Genomic DNA, 23,482 nt, shown 5'->3' with positions numbered 1-23,482 from the left:
TTTCATGGGGAGACTGCCCTCCCATCTCTCACGGAGATTCTTCGTGTCCAAACGCAGAGTTGTAGTAACCGGCCTGGGCCATGTGTCCCCGGTCGGCAATGATGTCGCCACCGGCTGGGCCAATCTGGTCGCCGGCAAGAGCGGCATCGCCAAGATCACCCGTTTCGACGCCAGCGACATGGCGTGCCAGATTGCCGGCGAGGTCAAGGATTTCGACATCGCCCAATACATCTCGCCGAAAGAAGCGCGGCGAAACGACCTGTTCATCCATTACGGCATCGCCGCGGCGCTGCAGGCGGTGACGGATGCGGGGCTGGACGACATTCCGGGCTTGGACAAGACCCGGGTCGGCGTCAATATCGGTTCCGGCATCGGCGGCTTGCCGCTGATCGAGGAAACCGGCGTGGCGCTGATGGAAGGCGGCCCGCGCAAGATCGGCCCGTTCTTCATCCCGGGCTCGCTGATCAACCTCATCGCCGGCCAGGTATCCATCCTGAAGGGCTATCAGGGTCCCAGCTACGGCATCGTGTCCGCCTGCACCACCGGCGCGCACTGCATCGGCGACGCCGCTCGCCTGATCCAGTACGGCGACGCCGACATCATGGTGGCTGGCGGCGCCGAAGGCGCGGTATCGCGCCTGGGCATCGGCGGCTTCGCCGCGATGAAGGCGATGTCCACCCGCAACGATGATCCGGCCGCCGCCTCCCGTCCGTGGGACAAGGGCCGCGACGGCTTCGTGATGGGCGAGGGCGCCGGCGTGCTGGTGCTGGAAGAGTACGAGCACGCGGTGAAGCGCGGCGCCAGGATCTACGCCGAGCTGATCGGCTTCGGCATGAGCTCCGACGCGCACCATATCACCGCGCCGAGCGCCGAGGGCCCGGCCCGCGGCGTGGCCAACGCGCTGCGCGACGCCGGCATCAACGCCGACGCGGTGCAGTACGTGAACGCGCACGGTACTTCCACGCCGCTGGGCGACGCCAACGAAACCCAGGCGATCAAGATGGCTTTCGGCGACCACGCCAAGAAGCTGGTGGTCAACTCCACCAAGTCGATGACCGGCCACTTGTTGGGCGGCGCCGGCGGCGTGGAGGCGATCTACACCATCCTGGCGATCCACAAGCAGGTATCGCCGCCGACCATCAACTTGGTCGAGCAGGATGTGGAGTCGGGCTGCGATCTGGATTACGTGGCCAACACCGCGCGCGACATGAAGATCGAGGTGGGCATCTCCAACTCCTTCGGTTTCGGCGGCACCAACGGCACCCTGGTGTTCAAACGCGTCTGATCGCCTGCCGGCGATTGACAGAGCGAACCGCTGCGCTACACTCGCAGCGGTTTTCTTTTTTTCCGGCGCCGCGCGCAAGGCTGCCGCCGGAGGTCGCAAATCAGTGCCGGGCCTTGCCGGCCCAGGACTTTGGATGTTCACCCAGAAACTCGACTTCATTCCCGACCTGCTGGCCCTGCATGCCGCGGACCGCGAACACTTTCCCTATCTGATGCAGTCGTCCGGCGACAGCGGCTGGGACCTGCTGCTGATGCAGAGCGAGCGGCGCGTGTTCATGGCAGGCGAGGGGCAGGCCTTCCTCGACGCCCTGCGCGCGTTCCGCCCGCAGCCGGTGTCCAACCCGCATGAGCTGCCCTTTGTCGGCGGCTGGTTCGTCTACCTGGCCTACGACCTGCTATCCGAATTCGAGCCGCATGTGCCGGCCGCCTTGCCGGACAGTTTCCCGCTGGCGGTATGGGCGCGCACGCCGGCGGCGGTGCTGGTGGACCGCGCGAAAAACGAAGCCTGGCTGGTCGGCGAAAGCGCCGACGACTGGCACGCGCTGGAGCGCTTGGTCGCGCGTCAGCCCGATTTCCAGCCGCGGCTGGTGGCGCTGGCGGCGCTGGAGGAGGACCCGCCCGAGTGGTATACCGAGGCGGTGGCGCGCCTGAAGCGCTACATCTACGAAGGCGACGTGTTCCAGGTGAACATCTCGCGCGGCTGGCGCGCCGAATTGGCCGACGGCATCGCCGCGCCCGACCTGTTCGCCGCCCTGCGCCGCGCCAATCCGGCGCCGTTTTCGGCGCTGGCCGACTTCGGCGATGCGCAGATCGTCAGCTCGTCGCCGGAGCGGCTGGTACGGGTGCGGGATGGCTGGGCGGAAACCCGGCCCATCGCCGGCACCCACCCGCGCTCGAAAGACCCGGCCGAGGACGCCGAATTGAAAAAACGGCTGATCAGCAGCGTCAAGGAGCGCGCCGAGCACGTGATGCTGATCGACCTGGAGCGCAACGACCTGGGCCGCATCAGCCGGCCGGGCACGGTAGAGGTGAACGAACTGATGGCGGTGGCCAGCTACGCTTACGTGCACCATATCGAATCCAACGTCCGCGGCAAGCTGCGCGACGAGGTGGCGCCGGCGGATGTGCTGCGCGCGCTGTTCCCGGGCGGCACCATCACCGGCTGCCCCAAGGTGCGCACCATGCAGATCATCCGCGAGCTGGAAAACAGCGCGCGCCGGGCCTATACCGGCAGCCTCGGCTATCTGAACCGCGACGGCACCATGGACTTCAACATCCTGATCCGCACTTTCATGCAGGAAGGCAATAAGCTTCGCTTCCGCGCCGGCGGCGGCATCGTCGCCGACTCCGACCCCGAGCGAGAGCTGCAGGAAACCCGCCACAAGGCGCGCGGTTTGCTGCGCGCGCTGGGCGTGGAGCAGGCCTGATGGCGATGCTGGTCAACGGCCTGCCGGCCGAGGCGGTGTCGGCGCTGGACCGCGGCCTCGCTTACGGCGACGGCGTGTTCCGCACGCTGCAGCTGCGCGACGGCCGGCCGCGGCTGTGGCGCTGGCAGTACGCGCGGCTGGCCGACGACGCCGCCCGGCTGGCATTGCCGCTGCCGGACGAGCAACTGCTGCTGGATGAGCTGGCGGCGCTGGGGCGCGAGCATCCGCTGGCGGTGGGCAAGATCACGCTGACCCGCGGCGTCGGCGCGCGCGGCTACGCGATGGCGGCGGCGGGCGAGCCCACCCGCATCGTGTCGGCGGCGCCATGGGCCGGCTACCCGGAGGAATACGGCGAGCGGGGCGTGAGCGCGCGCTGGTGCGAACTCAGGCTGTCCTTGCAGCCCCGGCTGGCCGGCGTCAAGCATCTGAACCGGCTGGAGAGCGTGCTGGCGCGTTCGGAATGGAGCGATCCGGCCATTCAGGAAGGCCTGCTGCTCGACCAGGACGGCTGGCTGGCGGAAGGCACCATGAGCAATGTGTACCTGCTGCGCGACGGCGTGATCCACACCCCCTTGCTGGATTGCTGCGGAGTAAACGGCGCGGTGCGGGATTGGTTGACAGAAAATGTTTCAAGTTTCGGACTTGAATTTACAGAATCGAGACTTTCTCCCGCCGATTTGATTGACGCTGACGCGGTGTTTCTCTCCAATAGCCTGATAGGCCTCTGGCCGGTGGCCCGCCTGGGCGACCGCGCCTGGACGCCTTCCCCTTTGCTGCAGACGCTGCGGCAAGCCTTATTACAACAAGCCTGATGCGTTGCGCCGGAGGGACTGCCGGCGCGATGTTCCGCTTGCCGCTTCGGCAGGCTCCCCCTTCTTCCGCCCGCACCGGCCATTCAGGCCGGCGGGATGGTTTTGCCTCGGCATGGCCGCATGGAAGGGCGGCAGGCTGGACAAGCTGACAAGAGGTTGCCTGTGAAGTTGATCCTGAAGTTGCTGGCCGGCATGGCGCTAGGCATCGCGCTGGGCCTGTGCGCGCCCGCGCCGCTGCTGTCGCTGTTGCTGACGTTCAAGGGCCTGTTCGGCCAATTCATCGGTTTCATGATCCCGCTGATCATCGTGTTCTACATCATGAGCGGCATCGCCGCGCTGGAGAGCGGATCGGGCCGGATGCTAGGCTGGACCGTAGGCCTCGCCTACGCGTCCACCGTGCTGTCCGGGGCGCTGGCTTTCGCCGCGGCGTCGACCATCCTGCCGCAATGGGTGGGCGAGGCCGCCGCCGCGCCCGCCGCCGCGGCGCAGGCCGCGCCGTTGTTCAAGCTGGAGATCAAGCCGCTGTTCGACGTGATGACGGCGCTGATGCTGGCCTTCGTGTTCGGCCTGGGCATCGCCGCCACCGGCGCGGCGCGGCTGCGCGAGATAGCCGAGCAGGGCAAGGACATCGTCGAGAAGGTGCTGGCCCGCGTGCTGGTGCCGCTGCTGCCGGCCTACATCGCCTGCGTGTTCGCCGAGATGGCCGCCGCCGGCAGCGCGCTGGACACCTTGAAGACCTTCGGCGCGGTGCTGCTGTTGGCGATCGGTCTGCACGCGCTGTGGCTGGCGCTGCTGTACGGCGCCAGCGGCCTGTTGTTGGGGCGCAACCCGTTCGCGTTGCTGCGGGCGATGCTGCCGGCCTATTTCACCGCATTGGGCACCATGTCGTCCGCCGCCACCATCCCGGTGGCGCTGCGTTCGGCCGGCGCCATGAAAGTGTCGGCGCCGGTGGGGAATTTCGTGATGCCGCTGTGCGCCACCATCCACCTGTGCGGCTCCACCATCACCCTGGTCAGCTGCGCCACCGCGGTGATGCTGATGACCGGCGGCCTGGCGGTGCCGGGCTGGGAAGTGATGCTGCCTTTCATCCTGCTGCTGGGGGTGACCATGGTGGCGGCGCCGGGCGCGCCGGGCGGCGGCGTGATGGCGGCGCTGGGCATTCTGTCCAGCGTGCTGGGTTTCCCGGAGGCCAGCCTGGCGTTGATGATCGCGCTGTATCTGGCGCAGGACAGCTTCGGCACCGCCTGCAATGTGGCCGGCGACGGCGTGATCGCGCTGTGGGTGGACCGGCTGGCCGGCCGGGCCGGGCAGGGCTGCGCCGCGGCGGCGCCCCAGCGCGGCTGAAGGTGATTTGCTAAGCAGAACAAGTGATTTTGGCCGGCGGCCATCGTTGCGTATATTGGCTGCCTGGCCGCATGACTTGCCGCCCGGCGCGCAAGGTTTCGGTTTCTCTCGTATCGTGTTTGTTTGACAGGCCGGGCCATGCGCCCGGCCTTTTTCTTGTCCGGCGCGTTTTAAAGCGGCTGGAACCATTCCTGATGCGCGGCCAAGCTCTCCAGCCCGTGCCGGCGGCGCGCAGCCAGCCAGGCGGCGAGGAAGGCGTCGCGGTCGTCAATGTCCGGATACACCTCCATCCAGGTGTCGGCGTCATCGCAGCGGCGCAGCAACTGCCCGGGCCAACCGGCGGCGGCCAGTTCCGCGTGCAGCGCGCGCAACTGTTCCAGCAGCGCGCCGCGATCGGCTCCAACCTTGAAATAGCAATACAGCGTCGGCTTCATCCGCGTCTCCCGGCCATGGGCTGGCCATGGCGGCAAAATCGCTTATGATAGACCTTCGTGCCGTCGTTGGGGCGGCCAGGACAAGGGGAGCGCAGTGCAGCAGCAGATAGACACCCTGGTGGTGGCGGGCGTCGGCCTGATCGGCGGGTCGTTCGCGCTGGCCTTGAAGCGGGCCGGACGGGTGCGACGGGTGATAGGCGTGGGCCGCACGCTGGCCAACCTGGAGCGGGCGCTGGCGCTGGGGGTGGTGGACGAGATCAGCCAGGACATCGCCGCGGCGGCGCCGCGCGCCGACCTGGTGCTGCTGGCGTCGCCGGTGGGGCAGATGGGCGCCTTGATGGCGGCGCTGGCGCCCGGCTTGCGTCCCGGCGCCATCGTCACCGACGGCGGCAGCACCAAGAGCGATGTGGCCGCGCTGTACCGCCGGCACCTGCCCGACCATCTGCCGTGGTGCGTGCCGGCGCATCCTATCGCCGGTTCCGACATGTCGGGCGCGGTGGCGGCCCAGTACGGCTTGTACGAAAACCGCCGCGTGGTGCTGACGCCGCTGGCCGAAACCGCGCCCGAGGCGGCGGAGACGGTAGCGGCGTTGTGGCGCGCCTGCGGCGCGGAGATCCACAGCATGAGCGCCGCCGAGCATGACGCGGTGTTCGCCAGCGTCAGCCATTTGCCGCACTTGCTGGCCTTCGCTTATGTCGACCGGGTGGCGGCCAAGGACAACGCCGAGCGCTGCTTCGATTTCGCCGCCACCGGCTTTCGCGATTTCACCCGCATCGCCGGCAGCCACCCGGAAATGTGGACCGACATCAGCTTGGCCAACCGCGACGCGCTGCTGGCCGAACTGGCCGACTACCGCGCCGGGCTGGAACGTCTGAGCGCCATGCTGGCGGGCGGCGACGCCGCCGGGCTCCAACAGCTTTTCAGCGAGGCGCGCGGCGTGCGCACCCGCTGGCATCAGCAATTCCTGAGGAGGGGCTAGGGTGGACGGCAAGGTAGCCCTGGTGACCGGCGGCTCGCGCGGCATCGGCGCGGCGACGACCCGGCTGCTGGTCGCCGCCGGCTGGCGGGTGGCGGCGAACTATCGCGCCGACGAGGCCAGCGCCGCCGCGCTGAAAACGGAACTGGGCGATGCGGTGGAGTTGTTCCGCGCCGACGCGTCGGACGAGCGGGCCATCGTCCGCCTGTTCGACGACGCGTTGTGCCATTACGGCCGGCTGGACGGCCTGGTCAACAACGCCGGCGTCACCGCGCCGATGTGCCGGCTGGAGGATTACAGCGCCGAGCGGGTGGAGCGGGTGTTGCGCGTCAATGTGCTGGGGCCGCTGCTGTGCTGCCGCGAGGCGGTGCGGCGCATGTCGACCCGCCACGGCGGCGATGGCGGCGCCATCGTCAACGTGTCGTCGGCCGCGTCGCGGCTGGGCTCTGCCGGCGAATACATCGATTATGCCGCCAGCAAGGGCGCGATAGACACGCTGACTCTGGGCCTGGCGCGCGAGGTGGCGGAGGAGGGCATCCGCGTCAACGCGGTGCGCCCGGGCTTGATCGAGACCGGCATCCACGCCGCCAGCGGCGAAGCGGGCCGGGTGGCGCGGCTGGCGCCGTCGGTGCCGTTGCGGCGCGGCGGCCGGGCGGAGGAGGTCGCCGAGGCCATCGTCTGGCTGCTGTCCGACGCGGCCTCATTCTGCACCGGCAGCCTGCTGGACGTGTCCGGCGGCCGCTAGTCTTTGGCCACGCCGGCCAGGAAATGCGCCACCAGCGGCGATGTTTCGTCGCGGCGGGTGGCGATGCCCATCGCCAGGTAGGCGTCGCTGTCCGATAGCGGAACGTAGCGCACTGCCGGAATCTGCACGCATTCCAGCGGCGAGGGCAGGATGGCGATGCCGACGCCGGCCGCCGCCAGGCCGATCTGGGTGATCGCTTCGCCGGCCTCCTGCACCACGTTCAACTCCAGCCCGTTCTGTCGCGCCAGCTGCAGCACCACGTCGCGCAGGCCGGCGCCGGACTCGCGCGGATAGCCTATCAGCGGCTCGCGCGCCAGATCCGCCAATGCCAGGCTGGCGGCGCCGGAGAGCGGATGGGCAAGGGGCAATACCGCCAGCAGCCGGTCGCGGTGCAATTCTTCCACCTGGATCAGCGGGCTGGGCGTCGGGCCGTTGAAACGGACGAAGCCTAGGTCCAGCTGCTTTTTTTCCAGCGCCTCGAACTGGCCGGCGGTGAACATTTCGCGCAAGGTCAGCCGCACATCCGGGTAGGCCTCGCGGTAGCGGTGCAGGCTGCGGTGCAGAATCGGCGTCAGCGGCAGCGACGAGGTGAAGCCTATGCGCAGCTCGCCGGTTTCTCCGTTGGCGGCGCGGCGGGCGGCCGCGATGGCGGCGGCGCTGTCGGCCAGGATCTGTCGCGCGCGCGGCAGGAATTGGCGGCCGGCGGCGGTCAGTTCCACCTTGCGCTGGTGGCGGAGGAACAGCGCCACCCCCAGTTCCGCCTCCAGCGCCTGGATCTGCTGGCTCAGCGGCGGCTGGCCGATGTGCAGCCGTTCGGCGGCGCGGGTGAAGTGCAGTTCTTCCGCCACCGCCAGGAAATAGCGCAGATGCCTGAGTTCCATATTTGATATTTTAAAAGTATTAATTGCTGTTGAAATATATATTGGACTGGAGGAAAGGCCAAGCCTAAGCTGACAGCATCGCAAGCCTGATGAGATTTTGCCGTGTCCGCCCCCGCTTCCTCCGCGCTGCCTTCCGCCGTTCTTGCCGCCGCATCCGCGGCGGGCAAGCTGCAGGCCGGCACGCCGGCTTTCCGCTCCACCTCCCGCGCGATGTTCGTCGGCGGTTTCTGCACCTTCGCCATGCTGTACAGCACCCAGCCGTTGATGCCGGTGTTCGCTCATGATTTCGGCCTGACGCCGGCCGCGGCCAGCGGCGCGGTGTCGATGGCCACCGGCGCGTTGGCCATCAGCCTGATTCCCGCCAGCCTGCTGTCCGACCGCTTCGGCCGCCGTGCGCTGATGAACGGCGCGCTGGGCTTGGCCGCCTTGCTGATGCTGCTGTCGGTCTTCGTCGACGGCTTCGGGCCGTTTCTGTTCTTGCGCGCCTTGTTCGGCGTAGCGCTGGCGGGCTTGCCGGCGGTGGCGATGGCCTATCTGAGCGAGGAGGTGGATGGCAAGTCGCTCGGCCACTCGATGGGCCTTTACATCGCCGGCAACGCCTTGGGCGGCATGTGCGGCCGCTTCCTGGCCGCGGTGCTGGCCGACCATTTCGGCTGGCGCGGCGCGCTGCTGGCCTTGGCGCTGCTGGGTTGCGCCGGCGCCTGGCTGTTCTGGCGCTGGCTGCCGCCGTCGCGCCATTTCCAGCCGCGGCGGCAGGATTTTGGCCGGCTGCGGCGCGAGCTGGCGGCGGTGGCGCGCGACGGCGGGCTGCCCTGGCTGTTCCTGGCCGCCTTCCTGCTGATGGGCTGTTTCGTCAGCCTGTACAACTACCTGGGCTTCCGTCTGCTGGCCGCGCCGTTCGGCCTGAGCCAGAGCGCGCTGGCGCTGGTGTTTTCCTTGTACGTGGTGGGCATCTGGGCATCGGCCTGGGTGGGCAGGCTGGCCGACAGGCTGGGCCGCCGCAACGTGCTGTGGCTGATGGTGGCGCTGATGCTGGCCGGCCTGGCGCTGACGCTGGCCGACACGCTGTGGCTGCTGGTGCCGGGCATCGCCTTGTTCACCTTCGGCTTCTTCGCCGGCCATTCGGTGGCCAGCAGCTGGGTGGGCTTGCGGGCGAGGGAGGCGAAGGCGTTGGCTTCGGCCCTGTACCTGTGCTGCTATTACCTGGGCTCCAGCGTGTACGGCTCGGTTTCCGGCCTGATGTGGGGCGGCGGCGGCTGGCTGGGCGTGGCGGCGGCGTTGGCGGCGGGATTGTCGGCGCTGCTGGCGGCGGCGTTGTGGCTGCGCCGGCTGCAGCCGTTGTCGCAGGGCTGAGGCCGGGCGAAATGAAAAAGCCCCGCGTGCGCTACGCGGGGCAGTGTCGTTTGGGGCGGCTTACTGGATGATGCCGCCGCCCAGGCAGATGTCGCCGTCGTACAGCACGGCCGACTGGCCCGGCGTCACCGCCCATTGCTTTTCGCGGAAGGTCAGGCTGGCCTGGCCGTCGACGATAGGAGACAGGCTGCAGCCGGCGTCTGCCATCCGGTAGCGGTTTTTCGCGCTGTAGTCGCCGGGCTTGGGCGCGTCCGGCAACGTCCAGCTGAGGTCGGCCATCGACAGCGTGGGCTTGAGCAGCAGCGGGTGGTCATGGCCTTGCACCACGATCAGCCGGTTGCCCGGGATGTCCTTGCCGGCGACGAACCAAGGCTCGCCGTTGCCGTCGCGCGAACCGCCTATGGTCAGGCCCTTGCGCTGGCCCAGCGTGTAGTACATCAGGCCGATGTGCTCGCCCACCGTCTTGCCGTCCGGCGTCACCATGGCGCCGGGCGAGGTGGGCAGGTAGCGTTTCAGGAATTCACGGAAGGGACGCTCGCCGATGAAGCAGATGCCGGTGGAGTCTTTCTTGGCCGCGGTGGGCAGGCCGGCTTCCTCGGCCAGCTTGCGCACCTCGGTCTTGCGGATGTCGCCCAGCGGGAACATGGCTTTGGCCAGCTGGTGCTGCTGCAGCCGGTACAGGAAGTAGCTCTGGTCCTTGGTGTGGTCCACCGCCTTCATCAGGTAGTGGGTGCCGTCCTTTTCCAGCTTGCGCGCGTAGTGGCCGGTGGCGATGCAGTCGGCGCCCAGTTCCATCGCGTAGTCGAGGAAGGCCTTGAACTTGATCTCGGCGTTGCATAGCACGTCGGGGTTCGGCGTGCGGCCGGCCGAATATTCCTTCAGGAAGTACGAGAACACGCGGTCCTTGTATTCCTTGGCGAAGTTGACGATTTCCATGTCGATGCCGACGATGTCGGCCACGCTCATCGCGTCCAGCGCGTCCTGCTTGATCGAGCAGTACTCGTCGTCGTTGTCGTCTTCCCAGTTTTGCATGAACACGCCGATCACCTCATGGCCTTGCTGCTTCAAGAGCCAGGCGGTCACCGACGAATCCACGCCGCCGGACATGCCGACGACTATGCGTTTCTTACCCGTCACGGGCGTTTCCTTCCTTACTTTTGCTGGCCTGACGCGTCAGGCGCGGACACGGCCGGCGGCTCGTATCCCTTCATCCAAATCGAAAGGGGAACCACCACGGGCGGTTCCCCGAAATCCCTGAACCAGGTGTCCACCGCCCAGTCCTGGCCGGCGGCGATGTCGTGCAGCACGCCGGTGTAATGTAGATCCAGTATCCACGGCGCTCTCCATGCAGGTGGCGCCGCATGGTGGAATTTCAACCAGCCCTGTCGGTCGAGATAGCCGAGAAAAGCGGTGACGTTGCTGCTGTGGTCGACGCAATCCATCCGGCCTTCGGCCGGGCCGTCATGGAAATTGCCGCCCTTGTCCTGCCAGATGGGAGTGTCGCGCGCGGCGATGCGGTATAGCGCGACGACTGCGTCGCTGACCACTTCGCGTTCGGCGGCGGCGGAGCCGGCGCGCGCCAGGCGGGCGGCCAGCCAGTCGCGGGCCTCTTCGGAAATTTCAAAGTAGGCTTGTCTGGAACAACGGTAATGATAACAGATGTTTAAGCCATCGGCGCGGGCGGCGGCGGGAAGCAGGCACAGCAGAATCAACAGCAATGGCGTCAGGCATGGCGGCATGGGCGGGCATCCGGTTGGGGGCGGGTCAGCGCAGGTCGCGTATCAGATCGAGAGGGTAGCGGACGCCGGCGATGTAGTCGGCCAGGCAGCTCAGCACCACCGGGCTGCGCAGCCGGGCTTGCTGGGCCTGGATCTCCTGGTGGCTGAGCCAGTGCACGGCGACGATGCCGGCATCGAGCGCGGCGGGTTGTTGCGGCGGCGCCGCGCTGCCGTGGAAGGCGAAGCGCAGATAGGTGATGTCGCTGCCGGGGCGGTCGGCCAGGTAGATGCCGGTCAGTCCCTGCGGCGTAAAGCGCCAGCCGGTTTCCTCGCGGGCTTCGCGCTCCACCGCCTGCAGCAGCGTTTCGCCGGGTTCCAGATGCCCGGCCGGCTGGTTCAGCCGCAGGCCGTCGGCGGTGTCTTCCTCCACCATCAGGAAGCGGCCGCCGCGTTCGACAATGGCGGCGACGGTAGCGTTGGGCTTCCACTCTCTTTGCAGGTTATTGACAATCATTCTTGTTTGTCTCTATGATGATGATAACTATTCTTGATTGTAAGCCGAAGGGGGCTCACATGTACGTTTGCCTGTGCAATGCAGTGACCGACAGCCAGATCCGCCAGGCCGTCCATGCCGGCGCCAGCCGCATGTGCGATCTGCGCCGCGAGCTGGGCGTCGCTTCCGATTGCGGCAAGTGCGCATGCATGGCCAACCAGGTGCGCAAGGACGCCCAGGCCGAACTGGCCGTCTGCTCGGTGGCCCGCACCGCCGCCTGAGCGTTTTTCTCCTTCCTCTGCGCCGGCTCCACGCGCCGGCCGGCCGCATTTCCGCCTTGAGACTCGCCCTCGCTGTGCCATAATGCCTTGATAATTTCCCTGGAGGATACGGCATGCAAGGCGACAAGAAGGTCATCAAATACCTGAATCAGATTCTCAGGAACGAACTCACCGCGATCAACCAGTATTTTCTGCATGCGCGCATGTTCAAGAACTGGGGCCTGAAGAAGCTCAACGAGCACGAATACGAAGAATCCATCGATGAAATGAAGCACGCCGACAAGCTGATCGAGCGCGTGCTGTTTCTGGAAGGCCTGCCGAATCTGCAGGATCTGGGCAAGCTGCACATCGGCGAAACCCCGCATGAGATGCTGCAGTGCGACCTGAAGCTGGAGATGGAGGCGCTGCCGCTGCTGCGCGAGGCGATCGCCTACTGTGAAACCGCCAAGGACTATGTGACCCGCGACCTGCTGGAAGACATTCTGGAGAGCGAGGAAGAGCATGTGGACTGGCTGGAGACCCAGCTCGACCTGATCGAGCGCGTCGGCATCCAGAACTACCTGCAAAGCCAGATGGACGACGCGTCCTGATTTCGCTCGGAATCGGCGCGCCATGAAAAAGGGCTGTCATCAGACAGCCCTTTTCACATCCGGCGTTTGTCGCTTACTTCTTGGCCGGCGAGGCCGCCGGCGCCGAGGCGTCCGTCGGCTCCTCGCTTTCCTCCCAGGGCAGGGCGACCTTCTTCTTGTGGATGGTCAGGCCCTGGGCGCTGTAGTTGAGCTCGGTGGAGATCTGCCCGTTTTCCTCGACGATGTAGTCCTGCGCCTTCCATTGCGCCAGCTGGCTGTCCAGCAGGCTCTTGGCCAGGTCGTCCACTTCCTGCATGTTCGGCTGGTCTTCCGCGGTGTGGTCGACGGTGAACAGGTTGCGGAACTGGGTCTGCACCAGGTTCTCCAGCGTCTGCCGCGGCAGGCTGGCCTTGGCTTCGACGGTGAAGCGCTTCGCCAACTGGGTGAAGTCGTTCAGGTCGGCCGAGGTGAAGCCGTGGATGCCGGCGCTGGCCTGCAGCGTCGCTTCGCCGGTCGGCATCTTCAGGTAGAACTCGTTGATCAGCACCTTGGGGCTGTTTTCCAGCAAGGGCCCGATATTCCTCTTGAGGGTGTCGACGTACTGGCGGCGCAACACCGCCGGGTCCACGCCTTCGAACGGGATCTGGCCGATGGCCTTGTCCAGCTGGGCCAGCGTGCGGCCGTGCAGGTGATTGACCGCCACATCCAGCCGCAGCGGGCCATAGCGGTTGGCGTTGAAGCTCAGCTCGGCGAAGTTGACCTTGCCGCGGCTGTTGATGAAGTCGTCCTGCTCGCTGGTGACGATCTGGTAGCTGAAGTTCTTCAGCGCCACCGAGGAGGGCTTGAACTCGCCGGACGGGTTGACGAATTCGCCGACGCGGACGCGGGTCATCAGGTAGATCAGCTCGTTCAGCTTGATGCTGTACGGCACGCTCTCGCGCGAACTGAGCTGGACGTTGCCTATGGTCAGCTCGCTGGTGCCCAGCTTGATGTCGGTGTTGCCCGGGCGCATGTCGGACAGGTAGCGGACGCCCTCGAACGACACCGTGCCCTTGCTGGCGGCTTCCAGCAGGAAGCCCGGCGACAGCGCCTCGGTCTTGTATTCCTTGTAGCCGTTGGCGTAGTCGACCTTCAGGTCGAAGCCCTTCCACTTCATCTTGACGCCGGACAGCGCCTCTTCGTAGTCGAAGGCGGGCACGTTGACGTCGAGCAGGCCGCCGCCGCTGAAACCGATGTGGTTGGTGATGGTGATCGGCTCCTTGTCGCCGAAGAAGGTCTTCAGCGTCTTGCGGGTGGAGTCGCTCATCGCGAATTCAGTCTTCACCAGCGCCCAGCCCGGACGGAAGTGGAAGCCGGACAGCCCGGGCAGCGGGCCGTGCTGGACATGATTGGTGAACTTGATGGTGGCGTTCAGCAAGGGCTTCATATTGTCCGGCAGCATGTTTTCATACGGGCCGGACAAATGGCGGTTGAACACCAGCTCGGTGGTCTCGGTGGACGAGAACCAGCCGCGTTCGTAGCTGTGCGATTTGACCTTGAACAGCGGCAGGCTGGCCAGCATCCGGTGCTGTTCCTGCAGGGTGTCTTCGGCTTTGACGCCTGCCAAGTAGCTAGAGGCTGCATACAGGACAAACAGGCCACCGAGGGTGGCGCCGGCAATGATCAGTCGACGTTTTGGCAACACTAGTATTTTTCTGCACTAGGGTGAAATGATGCCCTATGGTACACCAATGCACCGATGGATGCGCTGCCTGGCGCGTTGCGCGGCCAAATTTGACTCTGCATGGCGGCGGGGCTTGCTATAGAATAGAGCTTTGTATCTAAACACCGGACGCATCGAATACATGAACCTGAACTGGCTCAACGGTCTCTTGGATCTGCCATGGTGGGGCAATATCGTCGCCGCCCTGATCCTGACCCACATCACCATCGCCTCGGTCACGATTTTCCTGCACCGCCACCAGGCCCACCGCGCGTTGGACCTGCACCCGGCCCCCAGCCATTTCTTCCGCTTCTGGCTGTGGCTGACCACCGGCATGGTGACCAAGCAGTGGGCGGCCATCCACCGCAAGCACCATGCGCGCTGCGAAACGCTGGAAGACCCGCACAGCCCGCAAGTGCTGGGCATCAAGAAGGTGCTGTGGGAAGGCGCGGAGCTGTACCGCGCGGCCTGCAAGGACCAGTCCATCATGGACAAGTTCGGCCACGGCACGCCGGATGATTGGCTGGAGCGCAACGTCTACAGCCGCCACAACGCCAAGGGCATCGTGCTGATGCTGATCATCGACCTGGCGCTGTTCGGGCCGATCGGCCTGTCGATCTGGGCGGTGCAGATGGTGTGGATCCCGTTCTGGGCGGCCGGCGTGATCAACGGCCTCGGCCACTTCTGGGGCTACCGCAATTTCGAGAACGAGGACGCCTCCACCAATCTGGTGCCCTGGGGCATTCTGGTCGGTGGCGAAGAGCTGCACAATAATCACCATACTTTCGGCACTTCGGCCAAGCTGTCGTATAAATGGTACGAATTCGACATCGGCTGGATGTACATCCGCATCCTGGAAATGCTGGGCCTCGCCACCGTCCGTAAGGTGGCGCCGCAATTGGCGCAGGATCCGTCCCGTCCGCAGCTGGACCTGGAGCATCTGCAGGCCATCGTCGCCAATCGCTACGCCATCGCCGCGCGCTATGCCCGCGAGCTGCGCGACGAATACCACGCCGAGCTGGGCAAGCTCAGTCTGCCGGAGCTGCCGCAGGTGAATCTGCCGCGCAAAATGAAAATATGGCTGAAGCAGGACGCCAAGGACACGCCGGAGGACGAGCGCTTGCAACTGGCCCGTCTGCTCGAGCAAAGCCAGGTTTTGGCCACCATCTACAATATGCGCCAGGAGCTGACCCGGCTGTGGGAGCGCTCCAACCTCAGCCGCGAGCAGTTGCTGAAGGAGTTGCAGGACTGGTGCGCCAGGGCGGAGGCTTCCGGAATCGCCGCGCTGCAGCGCTTCTCGTTGAGTCTGCGCCAGGCCGCGCTCGCCTGATCCTAACGCGCAGGCAAAGCAAACCCGCATCGGCAGATGCGGGTTTTTTCATGCGCGCACGGTTGTTAGAGTTTTTTTCTATATTCAAATTTCAAATGAAATTTGATTTCAAAATACTCATTGGAAATATAATGGCCACCTGATGTTTACTGGGACGAGGTGGAAGATGAGTGCATTGCAACTGGCGGAAACGCAGGCCGATCTGCCCTATATCCATGGGTTTTCCGCGGCCGAGCAGGCGCGGCTGGTGCGCCAGGCGCGCTTTTCCGAAGCGATGGTGTATCGCGATGTCGATTTCTCCGGCGTGGAGCGCTTGCTGGAGGTGGGCTGCGGCGTCGGCGCGCAAACCGAGATCCTGCTGCGCCGCTATCCGGAGCTGGCCATCACCGGCATAGACTTCAGCCAGCGTCAGCTGGCGGTGGCGCGCCAGCGTTTGCAGGGCAGCCCCTATCACGAGCGGGTTCGCCTGCAGCATATGGACGCCGAGGACCTGGACTTCGCGCCGGCCAGCTTCGACGCCGCTTTCCTGTGCTGGATACTGGAGCACGTGCATGCGCCGGAGCGCGTGCTGGCCGAGGTGCGGCGGGTGCTCAAGCCGGGCGCGCGGCTGTACGCGACCGAGGCGATGAACGCCTCCTTCTTCCTGGCGCCGTATTCCCCCAATCTGCAGCAATACTGGCTGGCTTTCAACGACCATCAGCTGTCGGTGGGCGGCGACCCCTTCGTCGGCGCCAAGCTGGGCAACATCCTGCAGCGGCTTGGCTTCCGCCAGGTGGAGACGCAGGTGAAGACCTGGCATCTGGACAGCCGCGAACCGCACCGCCGCCAGCTGGTGCTGGATTACTGGACCGAGCTGCTGTTGTCGGCAGCCGACCAGCTGATCGAGGCGGGCAGGGTGGACAGCCAGCTGGTGGAAACGATGACGCGCGAGTTGCGGCAGTTGCGCAGCGATCCGGAACTGGTGTTCTTCTATAGCTTCATGCAGGCGAGCGCCGTGGTCTGAGCCGCGGCAAGGCCGGGGACTGATGCCGGCTGGTTTTTCGAGTAGAAATTTTTTTGCTTTTTATATAACAAAAATTACTTATAGTAATTTTATAATAGCCGGGAGTTTTGATCATGAAAGACGATTCCGTCCTGTCGCTGATAGGCAATACCCCCTTGGTCCGCGTCTCCCATCTGGACACCGGGCCGTGCGAGCTGTACCTGAAGCTGGAGAGCCATAACCCGGGCGGTTCGATCAAGGACCGCATCGCCCTGACGATGATAGAGGCGGCCGAGCGCGATGGTTTGCTGAAGCCCGGCGGCACCATCATCGAGGCCACCGCCGGCAATACCGGCCTGGGCCTGGCGTTGGTGGCGGCGCAGAAAGGCTATCCGCTGATCCTGGTGGTGCCGGACAAGATGAGCCGCGAGAAAATCCTGCATCTGCAGGCATTGGGCGCGCAGGTGCGGCTGACCCGCTCCGACGTGGGAAAGGGCCACCCGGAGTATTACCAGGATCTGGCCGCGCGCATCGCCGCGGAAACGCCGGGCGCCTGCTACATCGACCAATTCAACAATCCCGCCAATCCGCTGGCGCACGAAACCACCACCGGGCCGGAAATCTGGCGGCAGATGAACGGCGAGGTGGATGCGGTGGTGGTAGGCGTCGGTTCCAGCGGCACCCTGACCGGCCTGACCCGCTTTTTCCGCGCCAAGGCGCCGGGCACCGCCTTCGTGCTGGCCGATCCGGTGGGTTCGGTGATGGCCGATTATGTCGAAACCGGCAGCTTCGGCCAGGCCGGCAGCTGGCTGATCGAGGGCATAGGCGAGGACTTCATTCCGCCGCTGACCGACCTGTCCATGGTGAAGCGCGCCTTCCGCATCAGCGATCAGGAAAGCTTCGATACCGCGCAGGAATTGCTGCGCGCCGAAGGCATTCTGGCAGGCTCTTCGTCCGGCGCGCTGCTGGCGGCGGCGCTGCGCTATTGCCGCGAGCAAACCGAACCCAAACGGGTGGTCACGCTGGTGTGCGACAGCGGCAACAAGTATCTGTCCAAGATGTACAACCGCGACTGGCTGGTGGACCAGGGCATGCTGAGCTTGCCGGTAGTGGGCGGTCTGACCGATCTGATCGTGCGCCGCCACCAGGACGGCAGCACCGTGTCTTGCCATCCGGATGAGGCGCTGTCTGTCGCCTACCAGCGCATGCGCCTGCACGACGTATCGCAGCTGCCGGTGCTGAAGGACGACAAGGTGGTGGGCATCCTGGATGAATGGGACCTGCTGCTGTCGGTGCACGGCGAGCCGGAGAATTTCCGCCAGAACGTCGACAGCGCGATGAGCAGCCATGTGCAGACGCTGTCGCCGCAGGCCTCGCTGCAGGACTTGCTGCAGGTATTCAACGCCGGCCACATCGCGCTGATAGTCGACAAGGGCCGCTATCTGGGCCTGATCACCCAGGCCGACTTGCTGGCGTTCTGGCGCCGCCAGCCGCGCGCCGCCTGAACCGTTTTCCCGCCCCGGCCGCTTGCGCCGGGGCGCATGATTTTCAGAAAAGGACAGAAACATGACCGATTTCCACACCCTGGCTGTGACCGCCGGCGCCCACGAAGACCCGTTCGGCGCGGTGATGCCGCCGATCTACGCCACCTCCACTTATCGCCAGCGCGCGCCGGGCGAGCACACCGGCTACGAGTACTCGCGTTCGCAGAACCCGACCCGCGAAGCGCTGGAGCGCGCGGTGGCCGAACTGGAAGGCGGCGCGCGCGGCTACGCTTTCGGTTCCGGCCTGGCGGCGATTTCCACCGTGCTGGAATTGCTGCCGGCCGGCAGCCACCTGATCGCGGTCAACGATCTGTACGGCGGCACCTACCGCCTGTTCGAAAAAGTGCGCAAGGCCAGCGCCAATCTGGAAGTGACCTACGTCGCTTCCGAAGACAGCGCCGCGCTGGAAGCTGCCATCCGGCCGAACACCCGGATGATCTGGGTGGAAACGCCGTCCAATCCGCTGAACCAGCTGGTGGACCTGCAGCAGGTATCCGCCATCGCCCGCCGCCACGGCCTGATCGGCGTGGTCGACAACACCTTCGCCTCGCCGGTCAACCAGCGGCCGCTGGACTTCGGCTTCGACATCGTCGTGCATTCCGCCACCAAGTATCTGAACGGCCACTCCGACGTGGTGGCCGGCGTGGCGGTGGTCAGCCGCGACAAGCCGGAGCTGGCCGAACAGCTGGCCTTCCTGCACAACGCGGTGGGCGCCATCCTGGACGCCTTCCCCAGCTTCCTGGTGTTGCGCGGGCTGCGCACGCTGGCGCTGCGCATCGAGCAGCACAACCGCAATGGCCTGGCCGTCGCGCGCTGGCTGGAAGCGCAGCCGTGGGTGGAAAAAGTGCTGTATCCGGGCCTGGAGAGCCATCCGCAGCATGAGCTGGCGCGCCGCCAGATGCAGGGCTACGGCGGCATCGTGTCGTTCTACCTGAAAGGCGACGTCAAGGCCTTCCTGGCCAAGCTCAAGCTGTTCGCGCTGGCGGAGAGCCTGGGCGGCGTGGAAAGCCTGGTGTGCCTGCCGGCGGCGATGACGCACGCCTCCATCCCGGCCGAGCGCCGCGCCGCGCTGGGCATCCACGACAACCTGATCCGGCTGTCGGTCGGCGTCGAGGGCGAGGCGGCGCTGATCGCCGATCTGGAGCAGGCGCGGCGGGACAGCTGAGCGCAATGCCGCTAGAATCGACGGCGACAACCCACCGCATATGGAGAACGATATGAGCATCTACCGTCACAAGCAGGGCGCCCGCCTGGCCGAGGCCGTGGTCAGCAACGGACTGATCTTCCTGGCCGGCCAAGTGCCGGAAAACACCGACGCCGACGCCCGCGCGCAGACGGAAAACGTGCTGGGGCAGATCGACGCCCTGTTGAAGGAACTGGATTCCGACAAGAGCAAGATCGTCGACGTCACCATCTTCCTGGCCAGCCTGGCCGATTACGACGCGATGAACGCCGCCTGGGACGCCTGGGTGCCGGCCGGCCACGTGCCCGCCCGCGCCACGGTGGAAGCCAAGCTGGCCAATCCGGCCTGGAAGGTGGAGATCAAGCTGGTCGCCGCGCGCTGAGCTGCCGCATCGTTCGTTCAAAGCCCGCTGCCGTCAGGCCGCGGGCTTTTTCTTTTCGCGTTTGGCTAAGGGGGATTTCGGCTTGCGGCGGTGGCGGCGTGGCGGCTTCGATACTGGCCTTCCGGGCAGGAATGACTTGGGCGGGCGCTTTAATTTTCGCGCGCAAGTTCATGTAAATTCTTGAGTTTCAAAATAAAAATCAAAACATTGTACCTAATTGGCATTGTTGCTCTGCTGATTAGCGGTCGCTATGACTAGCAATGTATGCGCCGGACATAATCCGCCCGCATCCAGCCATGCACGGCAACCGCATCCCAACCCAGGAGAGCCGACACATGCAGTCCAAATCCTTGATCGCGGCAGTCTTGTTCAGTCTTGCCGCCCTGGCCGGCGGGCCAGCCGGCGCGCAACCCGCGCCGTTTTCCGTCTCGTCGCAAACCGCGGCGGAGGCCGCCGCCGCGGCCAGCCGCGGCCTGGCGCAATTCGCCCGGCAAAATCTGCTGGACTTCGGCGCCAGGTTGCCGGCGGGCTTCCCGCTGGATGTCGCCGACGGGCGGGAGCTGCCCGCCCTGCGCATCGGCCCCGGCTTTCCGGTGTACAGCGTAGACCCGCAGCAATTGCTGGCGGGCAACGGCGACATCAGCCAGCTGATGGCGCCGACCGGCAGCTGGCGTTTCGTCGTCTATCTGCGACAGCAGGCGGTGGGCCTGGTGACGGTGGAGCAGGTGGGTGGCCATTGGGAGGCGGTATCGTATGGCGCCGCCGGATTGGCCAAGAGCCTGGAGTCGCTGCAGGCGGCTTATGGCAACGCCGAACGCAGCAACACCCGCTTTGTCAGGGTGTATCAGGCGCAATCCGACTTCCTCGAGGTGAGTCCGGCCGGGGGCGGCAAACCGCGCTTCGCCGCGCTGGCCTCGGCCTACGCGTCGCTGGCGCTCAAACCCCAGGCGGCCGGCGCCGTCGGCAATGGCCTGATGGATAGCGCCGACTTCATCGAGCCGCTGCGCGCCGCGGTGCGCAACAACCTTTCCCGTTTCCGCTGATCCGGAGGAATGCCATGACCGGCAATCGATTGAGCAACACCGCGCTGGCGGCCGCGCTGCTGGCGGCCAGCATCGCCGCGCAGGCCGACAGCAAGCTGCTGGGCGTCCCCTTGACCGTGCAGGAGCATAGCCAGTGGTGCTGGGCGGGCTCCAGCAAGGCGGTGCTGGCGTGGTACAAGCAGACGCCGAGCCAATGCGCCATCGTCAACTGGGCCTTCGGCATCAACTACGCCTGCGGCAACAGCAATTTCAACTGGAACAGCGACGCCAACAGCCCCAACAATATGTTCGGCGGCAACGGCAGCCTGCAGGACATCCTGACGAATTGGGGCGTGTCCAATTACACGGTATACGACTATCTGTCGTGGACCCACGTGCAGCAGGACATCCAGGCCAATCGCCCCTTCGTGATCCGCTATGGCTGGACCAGCGGCGGCGGCCACTTCATCGTCGGCCGCGGTTACCAGACCGGCAGCGGCGGCAATTACCTGTACATGATGAACCCGTGGCCGGGCGAGGGCATGACCTATGCCAGCTACAGCAGCGTGGTGTCGGCCAGCGACCATGATTGGACGCATACCCTGCGGATGAACGCCAGTCCCTGAACCTTTTGCCGGGCGAAGATGTAAAACGGCAGGCGCGCGCCTGCCGTTTCGCGTTGCGTGGCGTTCAGAACGGCCCGCTGAAACGTAGCGCGTCGGCTGGCGGCTTGCCGGCGAGGAAGTCCGCCACCGCGTCCGTCAGCAAGCCGGCCAGGTCTTGTTGCTGGGCATCCACCGGCATCACGTCCAGGCCGCGGGTCCAGGTCAGCTGGCGTTTGGCCAACTGGCGGGTGGCGGCGATGCCGCGTTCGATGAATTCGCGGCGGTCGTACAGGCCGTCCTGGTGTTCCCAGGCCTGGCGATAGCCGACGCAGCGCATCGACGGCAGGTCCAGGCTCAGGTCCGGATATTGGGCGCGCAGGCGGCTGACTTCGTCGAGGAAGCCTTGCTCCAGCATGATGTCGAAGCGCTGCGCGATGCGTTGGTGCAGCCAGCCGCGCTCCCGCGGCACCAGCGCCAGCGGCAGGTGTCTGAAATCGGCGGCGGCGGCCTTGCCTTGGGCGATCAGTTCCGACATCGGCCTGCCGCTCAGCAGGCACACCTCCAGCGCGCGGTGGATGCGCTGGGCGTCGTTGGGATTGAGCCGGGCGGCGGTGGCAGGGTCCAGTCCGGCCAGCCGGGCGTGCAGCGCCGGCCAGCCCAGCCGCGCGGCGTCGGCGTCCAGCTCGGCGCGCAGCGCGGCGTCGGCCTGGGGCAGATCGGACAAGCCCTCCAGCAGCGCCTTGTAATACAGCATGGTGCCGCCCACCAGCAGCGGGATGTTGCCGCGGGCGGAGATTTCGCCTATCAGGCGATTGGCGTCGGCATGGAACTGCGCCGCCGAATAGCTTTGCAGCGGGGTGATCACGTCTATCAGATGGTGGGGGCAGGCCGCCATTTCTGCCAGGCTGGGCTTGGCGCTGCCGATATCCATCCCGCGGTAGACCAGCGCCGAGTCGACGCTGATGATCTCCAGCGGGAAACGGCGGGCCAGCTCCAGCGCCAGGCCGGTTTTGCCGGAGGCGGTGGGGCCCATCAACAGGATGGCTTGTGGGGTGTCGCTCATGAGAATGCTCGCTGCGGTCAGGGAGAGATTGTCGCATAGCCGGCGCGGGCGCGCGCAAAAGGCTTGACCTTGCCGCGCAGCTGTTTACGATGGGAGTATCGATCCGGGAGCCGCCAATGAAAATCGAAGCCGCCAGCGAGCACCATCTGTCAGCTTATCGCCGTTACTTCCAGGCCTGCCGCGAAGCGGATTTCGAATATTACCGCGGCCTGGAGGACGACGCCGGCCACTGGCTGGGCCAGGTGGTGCTGCATGCGCAGGGCAAGTCGCTGCCGGCGGGCTGGGTGCCTTGCCAGACCTGGTTTCTGCTGACGGGCGAGGGCGAGATCATCGGCGCCGCCCGCTTGCGCCAGGGCGAAACCGATGTGATACAGGATGTGATCGGCCATATCGGCTTCGAGGTGTTGCCGCAGTGGCGCGGCCATGGCTACGGCCGGGTGCTGCTGCAGTACGTGCAGGCGTTGGGCAGCAGCCCGGCCTGCGGCAATTGGGTGCTGGTGTGCGACGCCGACGATCCGGCCGCCATCCGCACCATAGAGGCTTGCGGCGGCCAGCGGCTGGAGGACATGCCGCAGCCGGATGGCCGCGTGCTCAGGCGTTTCAGCCTGACTTCGCTGGCCGGACTGATGGATTAAGTTTCACCCGCGGCGAAAAACGTGTAGAATCCGAGGCTTCCCGCGCTAAGCCCCCTGTAATTCTCCGGCACCCCGGTTTAATGTCCACCATTACCGATTTAAAATATCTGAAGATCGTGCTGGAAACAGCCTTGCTGACGGCCCAGGAGCCGTTGTCGGTTTCCCAGCTGAAAAAGCTGTTCACCGAAGACGTCAAGGCCGCCTTGATCAATGATATTCTGGATGACATTCAGGGCGACTGGCGCGGACGCGGCATCGAGCTGGTAAAGCTGGCTTCCGGCTGGCGCTTTCGCGCCAGGGCCGAATTCACGCCCTATCTCAACCGGCTCAATCCGGAAAAGCCGCCGCGGTATTCGCGGGCGGTGATGGAAACCCTGGCGATCATCGCCTACAAACAACCTGTGACCCGTGGCGACATCGAGGCGATACGCGGCGTATCCGTCTCCACCAATGTGATGCAGACCCTGCTGGAGCGGGGCTGGATCGAAGTCATCGGTCACAAGGACGTGCCGGGCCGTCCCGGCCTGTACGCCACCACGCGCAAGTTTCTGGACGATTTGAGCTTTGTCTCGCTCAACGATCTGCCGCCATTGGCGGAGCTTGGCACACTGGTGGTGCCGGACACCCAATTGCAAGACGACAGCCCCGATGCGGGCGCAGACGATCTCCCCCTCGACGATGAGGCGGACAATTTAGAGCCTGTCGCAGAATAAGCTT

24 protein-coding genes and 1 pseudogene are annotated in these 23,482 nt (G+C 65.7%); 18 read left to right on the top strand and 7 right to left on the bottom strand.

Translation table 11 applies throughout. The features are described 5' to 3' along the window. Window positions 1–43 precede the first annotated feature (43 nt). From fabF to MY55_RS01625, 4 genes are all read left to right on the top strand, one after another. On the top strand, window positions 44–1,285 hold the full coding sequence (fabF, locus tag MY55_RS01640) for a beta-ketoacyl-ACP synthase II (protein WP_047236741.1): 1,242 nt from the start codon (window positions 44–46) through the stop codon (window positions 1,283–1,285). Window positions 1,286–1,418: 133 nt separating this feature from the next. Beyond that, window positions 1,419–2,711 carry an aminodeoxychorismate synthase component I gene (locus MY55_RS01635; RefSeq protein WP_047236742.1) on the top strand — a complete coding sequence of 431 codons (1,293 nt, stop codon included), beginning with the start codon at window positions 1,419–1,421 and terminating at the stop codon, window positions 2,709–2,711. Then, entirely contained in the window at window positions 2,711–3,523 is an 813-nt protein-coding gene (pabC, locus tag MY55_RS01630) for an aminodeoxychorismate lyase (protein WP_047236743.1), read from the top strand. The genes MY55_RS01635 and pabC overlap by 1 nt, the downstream gene beginning before the upstream one ends. 162 nt (window positions 3,524–3,685) lie before the next feature. Then, window positions 3,686–4,867, top strand: a complete 1,182-nt coding sequence (locus MY55_RS01625; RefSeq protein WP_047243476.1) for a dicarboxylate/amino acid:cation symporter — start codon at window positions 3,686–3,688, stop codon at window positions 4,865–4,867. Window positions 4,868–5,037: 170 nt separating this feature from the next. Here the strand turns inward: MY55_RS01625 and MY55_RS01620 are convergent, their stop codons facing one another. After that, complete coding sequence (locus tag MY55_RS01620) at window positions 5,038–5,301, bottom strand: DUF4936 family protein (protein WP_043574350.1); 264 nt, start codon at window positions 5,299–5,301, stop codon at window positions 5,038–5,040. 94 nt (window positions 5,302–5,395) lie between these two features. On the opposite strand from MY55_RS01620, the gene MY55_RS01615 reads away from it, so the two are divergent. Then, the gene (locus MY55_RS01615) at window positions 5,396–6,280 is read left to right on the top strand and encodes a prephenate dehydrogenase (protein WP_043574351.1); all 885 of its coding nucleotides are present in this window, start codon (window positions 5,396–5,398) and stop codon (window positions 6,278–6,280) included. Between the two features lies 1 nt (window position 6,281). Continuing rightward, window positions 6,282–7,022 carry an SDR family oxidoreductase gene (locus MY55_RS01610; protein WP_047236744.1) on the top strand — a complete coding sequence of 247 codons (741 nt, stop codon included), beginning with the start codon at window positions 6,282–6,284 and terminating at the stop codon, window positions 7,020–7,022. On the opposite strand, the gene MY55_RS01605 is transcribed toward MY55_RS01610, so the two are convergent. Beyond that, window positions 7,019–7,903, bottom strand: coding sequence for a LysR substrate-binding domain-containing protein (locus MY55_RS01605; RefSeq protein WP_047236745.1), 885 nt, complete (start codon window positions 7,901–7,903; stop codon window positions 7,019–7,021). The genes MY55_RS01610 and MY55_RS01605 overlap by 4 nt on opposite strands. A 102-nt stretch (window positions 7,904–8,005) precedes the next feature. On the opposite strand from MY55_RS01605, the gene MY55_RS01600 reads away from it, so the two are divergent. Then, complete coding sequence (locus MY55_RS01600) at window positions 8,006–9,256, top strand: MFS transporter (protein WP_047236746.1); 1,251 nt, start codon at window positions 8,006–8,008, stop codon at window positions 9,254–9,256. Between the two features lie 60 nt (window positions 9,257–9,316). On the opposite strand, the pseudogene mnmA reads toward MY55_RS01600, so the two are convergent. From mnmA to MY55_RS01585, 3 genes and pseudogenes are all read right to left on the bottom strand, one after another. Continuing rightward, window positions 9,317–10,417 (bottom strand): annotated as a pseudogene (mnmA, locus tag MY55_RS01595) (tRNA 2-thiouridine(34) synthase MnmA); the annotation flags it as partial. Next, window positions 10,408–10,974, bottom strand: a complete 567-nt coding sequence (locus MY55_RS01590) for a hypothetical protein (protein WP_047236753.1) — start codon at window positions 10,972–10,974, stop codon at window positions 10,408–10,410. The gene MY55_RS01590 and the pseudogene mnmA, both read right to left, overlap by 10 nt. Before the next feature lie 46 nt (window positions 10,975–11,020). Next, on the bottom strand, window positions 11,021–11,488 hold the full coding sequence (locus MY55_RS01585) for an NUDIX hydrolase (protein ID WP_047243435.1): 468 nt from the start codon (window positions 11,486–11,488) through the stop codon (window positions 11,021–11,023). Between the two features lie 59 nt (window positions 11,489–11,547). Here MY55_RS01585 and MY55_RS01580 point away from each other — a divergent pair, with 59 nt between their 5' ends. Next, on the top strand, window positions 11,548–11,748 hold the full coding sequence (locus MY55_RS01580; RefSeq protein WP_043574365.1) for a (2Fe-2S)-binding protein: 201 nt from the start codon (window positions 11,548–11,550) through the stop codon (window positions 11,746–11,748). Window positions 11,749–11,861: 113 nt separating this feature from the next. Then, complete coding sequence (gene bfr / locus MY55_RS01575; protein ID WP_043574367.1) at window positions 11,862–12,338, top strand: bacterioferritin; 477 nt, start codon at window positions 11,862–11,864, stop codon at window positions 12,336–12,338. Window positions 12,339–12,411: 73 nt separating this feature from the next. On the opposite strand, the gene MY55_RS01570 is transcribed toward bfr, so the two are convergent. Continuing rightward, complete coding sequence (locus MY55_RS01570) at window positions 12,412–14,001, bottom strand: YdgA family protein (protein WP_230623350.1); 1,590 nt, start codon at window positions 13,999–14,001, stop codon at window positions 12,412–12,414. Window positions 14,002–14,131: 130 nt separating this feature from the next. Here MY55_RS01570 and MY55_RS01565 point away from each other — a divergent pair, with 130 nt between their 5' ends. From MY55_RS01565 to MY55_RS01535, 7 genes are all read left to right on the top strand, one after another. Next, the gene (locus tag MY55_RS01565; protein WP_279625422.1) at window positions 14,132–15,349 is read left to right on the top strand and encodes a DesA family fatty acid desaturase; all 1,218 of its coding nucleotides are present in this window, start codon (window positions 14,132–14,134) and stop codon (window positions 15,347–15,349) included. Window positions 15,350–15,515: 166 nt separating this feature from the next. After that, window positions 15,516–16,352 carry a class I SAM-dependent methyltransferase gene (locus MY55_RS01560; RefSeq protein ID WP_047248715.1) on the top strand — a complete coding sequence of 279 codons (837 nt, stop codon included), beginning with the start codon at window positions 15,516–15,518 and terminating at the stop codon, window positions 16,350–16,352. A gap of 113 nt (window positions 16,353–16,465) precedes the next feature. Then, complete coding sequence (locus MY55_RS01555) at window positions 16,466–17,836, top strand: pyridoxal-phosphate dependent enzyme (RefSeq protein WP_043574761.1); 1,371 nt, start codon at window positions 16,466–16,468, stop codon at window positions 17,834–17,836. Between the two features lie 61 nt (window positions 17,837–17,897). Beyond that, window positions 17,898–19,040, top strand: coding sequence for a trans-sulfuration enzyme family protein (locus MY55_RS01550; protein WP_043574373.1), 1,143 nt, complete (start codon window positions 17,898–17,900; stop codon window positions 19,038–19,040). 52 nt (window positions 19,041–19,092) lie between these two features. After that, the gene (locus MY55_RS01545; protein ID WP_043574375.1) at window positions 19,093–19,440 is read left to right on the top strand and encodes a RidA family protein; all 348 of its coding nucleotides are present in this window, start codon (window positions 19,093–19,095) and stop codon (window positions 19,438–19,440) included. Window positions 19,441–19,775: 335 nt separating this feature from the next. Continuing rightward, window positions 19,776–20,483: a hypothetical protein gene (locus MY55_RS01540; RefSeq protein ID WP_080509582.1), complete on the top strand. Its 708-nt coding sequence runs from the start codon at window positions 19,776–19,778 to the stop codon at window positions 20,481–20,483. Window positions 20,484–20,497: 14 nt separating this feature from the next. Further along, window positions 20,498–21,088, top strand: coding sequence for a C39 family peptidase (locus MY55_RS01535; RefSeq protein WP_043574377.1), 591 nt, complete (start codon window positions 20,498–20,500; stop codon window positions 21,086–21,088). 64 nt (window positions 21,089–21,152) lie between these two features. On the opposite strand, the gene miaA is transcribed toward MY55_RS01535, so the two are convergent. Then, window positions 21,153–22,130: a tRNA (adenosine(37)-N6)-dimethylallyltransferase MiaA gene (miaA, locus tag MY55_RS01530; RefSeq protein WP_043574379.1), complete on the bottom strand. Its 978-nt coding sequence runs from the start codon at window positions 22,128–22,130 to the stop codon at window positions 21,153–21,155. A 116-nt stretch (window positions 22,131–22,246) separates the two neighbouring features. Here miaA and MY55_RS01525 point away from each other — a divergent pair, with 116 nt between their 5' ends. Together MY55_RS01525 and scpB are read left to right on the top strand one after the other, a co-directional pair. Further along, complete coding sequence (locus tag MY55_RS01525; protein WP_043574381.1) at window positions 22,247–22,765, top strand: GNAT family N-acetyltransferase; 519 nt, start codon at window positions 22,247–22,249, stop codon at window positions 22,763–22,765. 80 nt (window positions 22,766–22,845) lie between these two features. Continuing rightward, complete coding sequence (gene scpB / locus MY55_RS01520) at window positions 22,846–23,478, top strand: SMC-Scp complex subunit ScpB (protein WP_043574383.1); 633 nt, start codon at window positions 22,846–22,848, stop codon at window positions 23,476–23,478. Window positions 23,479–23,482 lie beyond the last annotated feature (4 nt).

This window comes from Chromobacterium subtsugae (genome assembly GCF_001676875.1).
Lineage (GTDB): Bacteria > Pseudomonadota > Gammaproteobacteria > Burkholderiales > Chromobacteriaceae > Chromobacterium > Chromobacterium subtsugae.
This window is presented reverse-complemented; position numbering and strand designations above follow the sequence as displayed.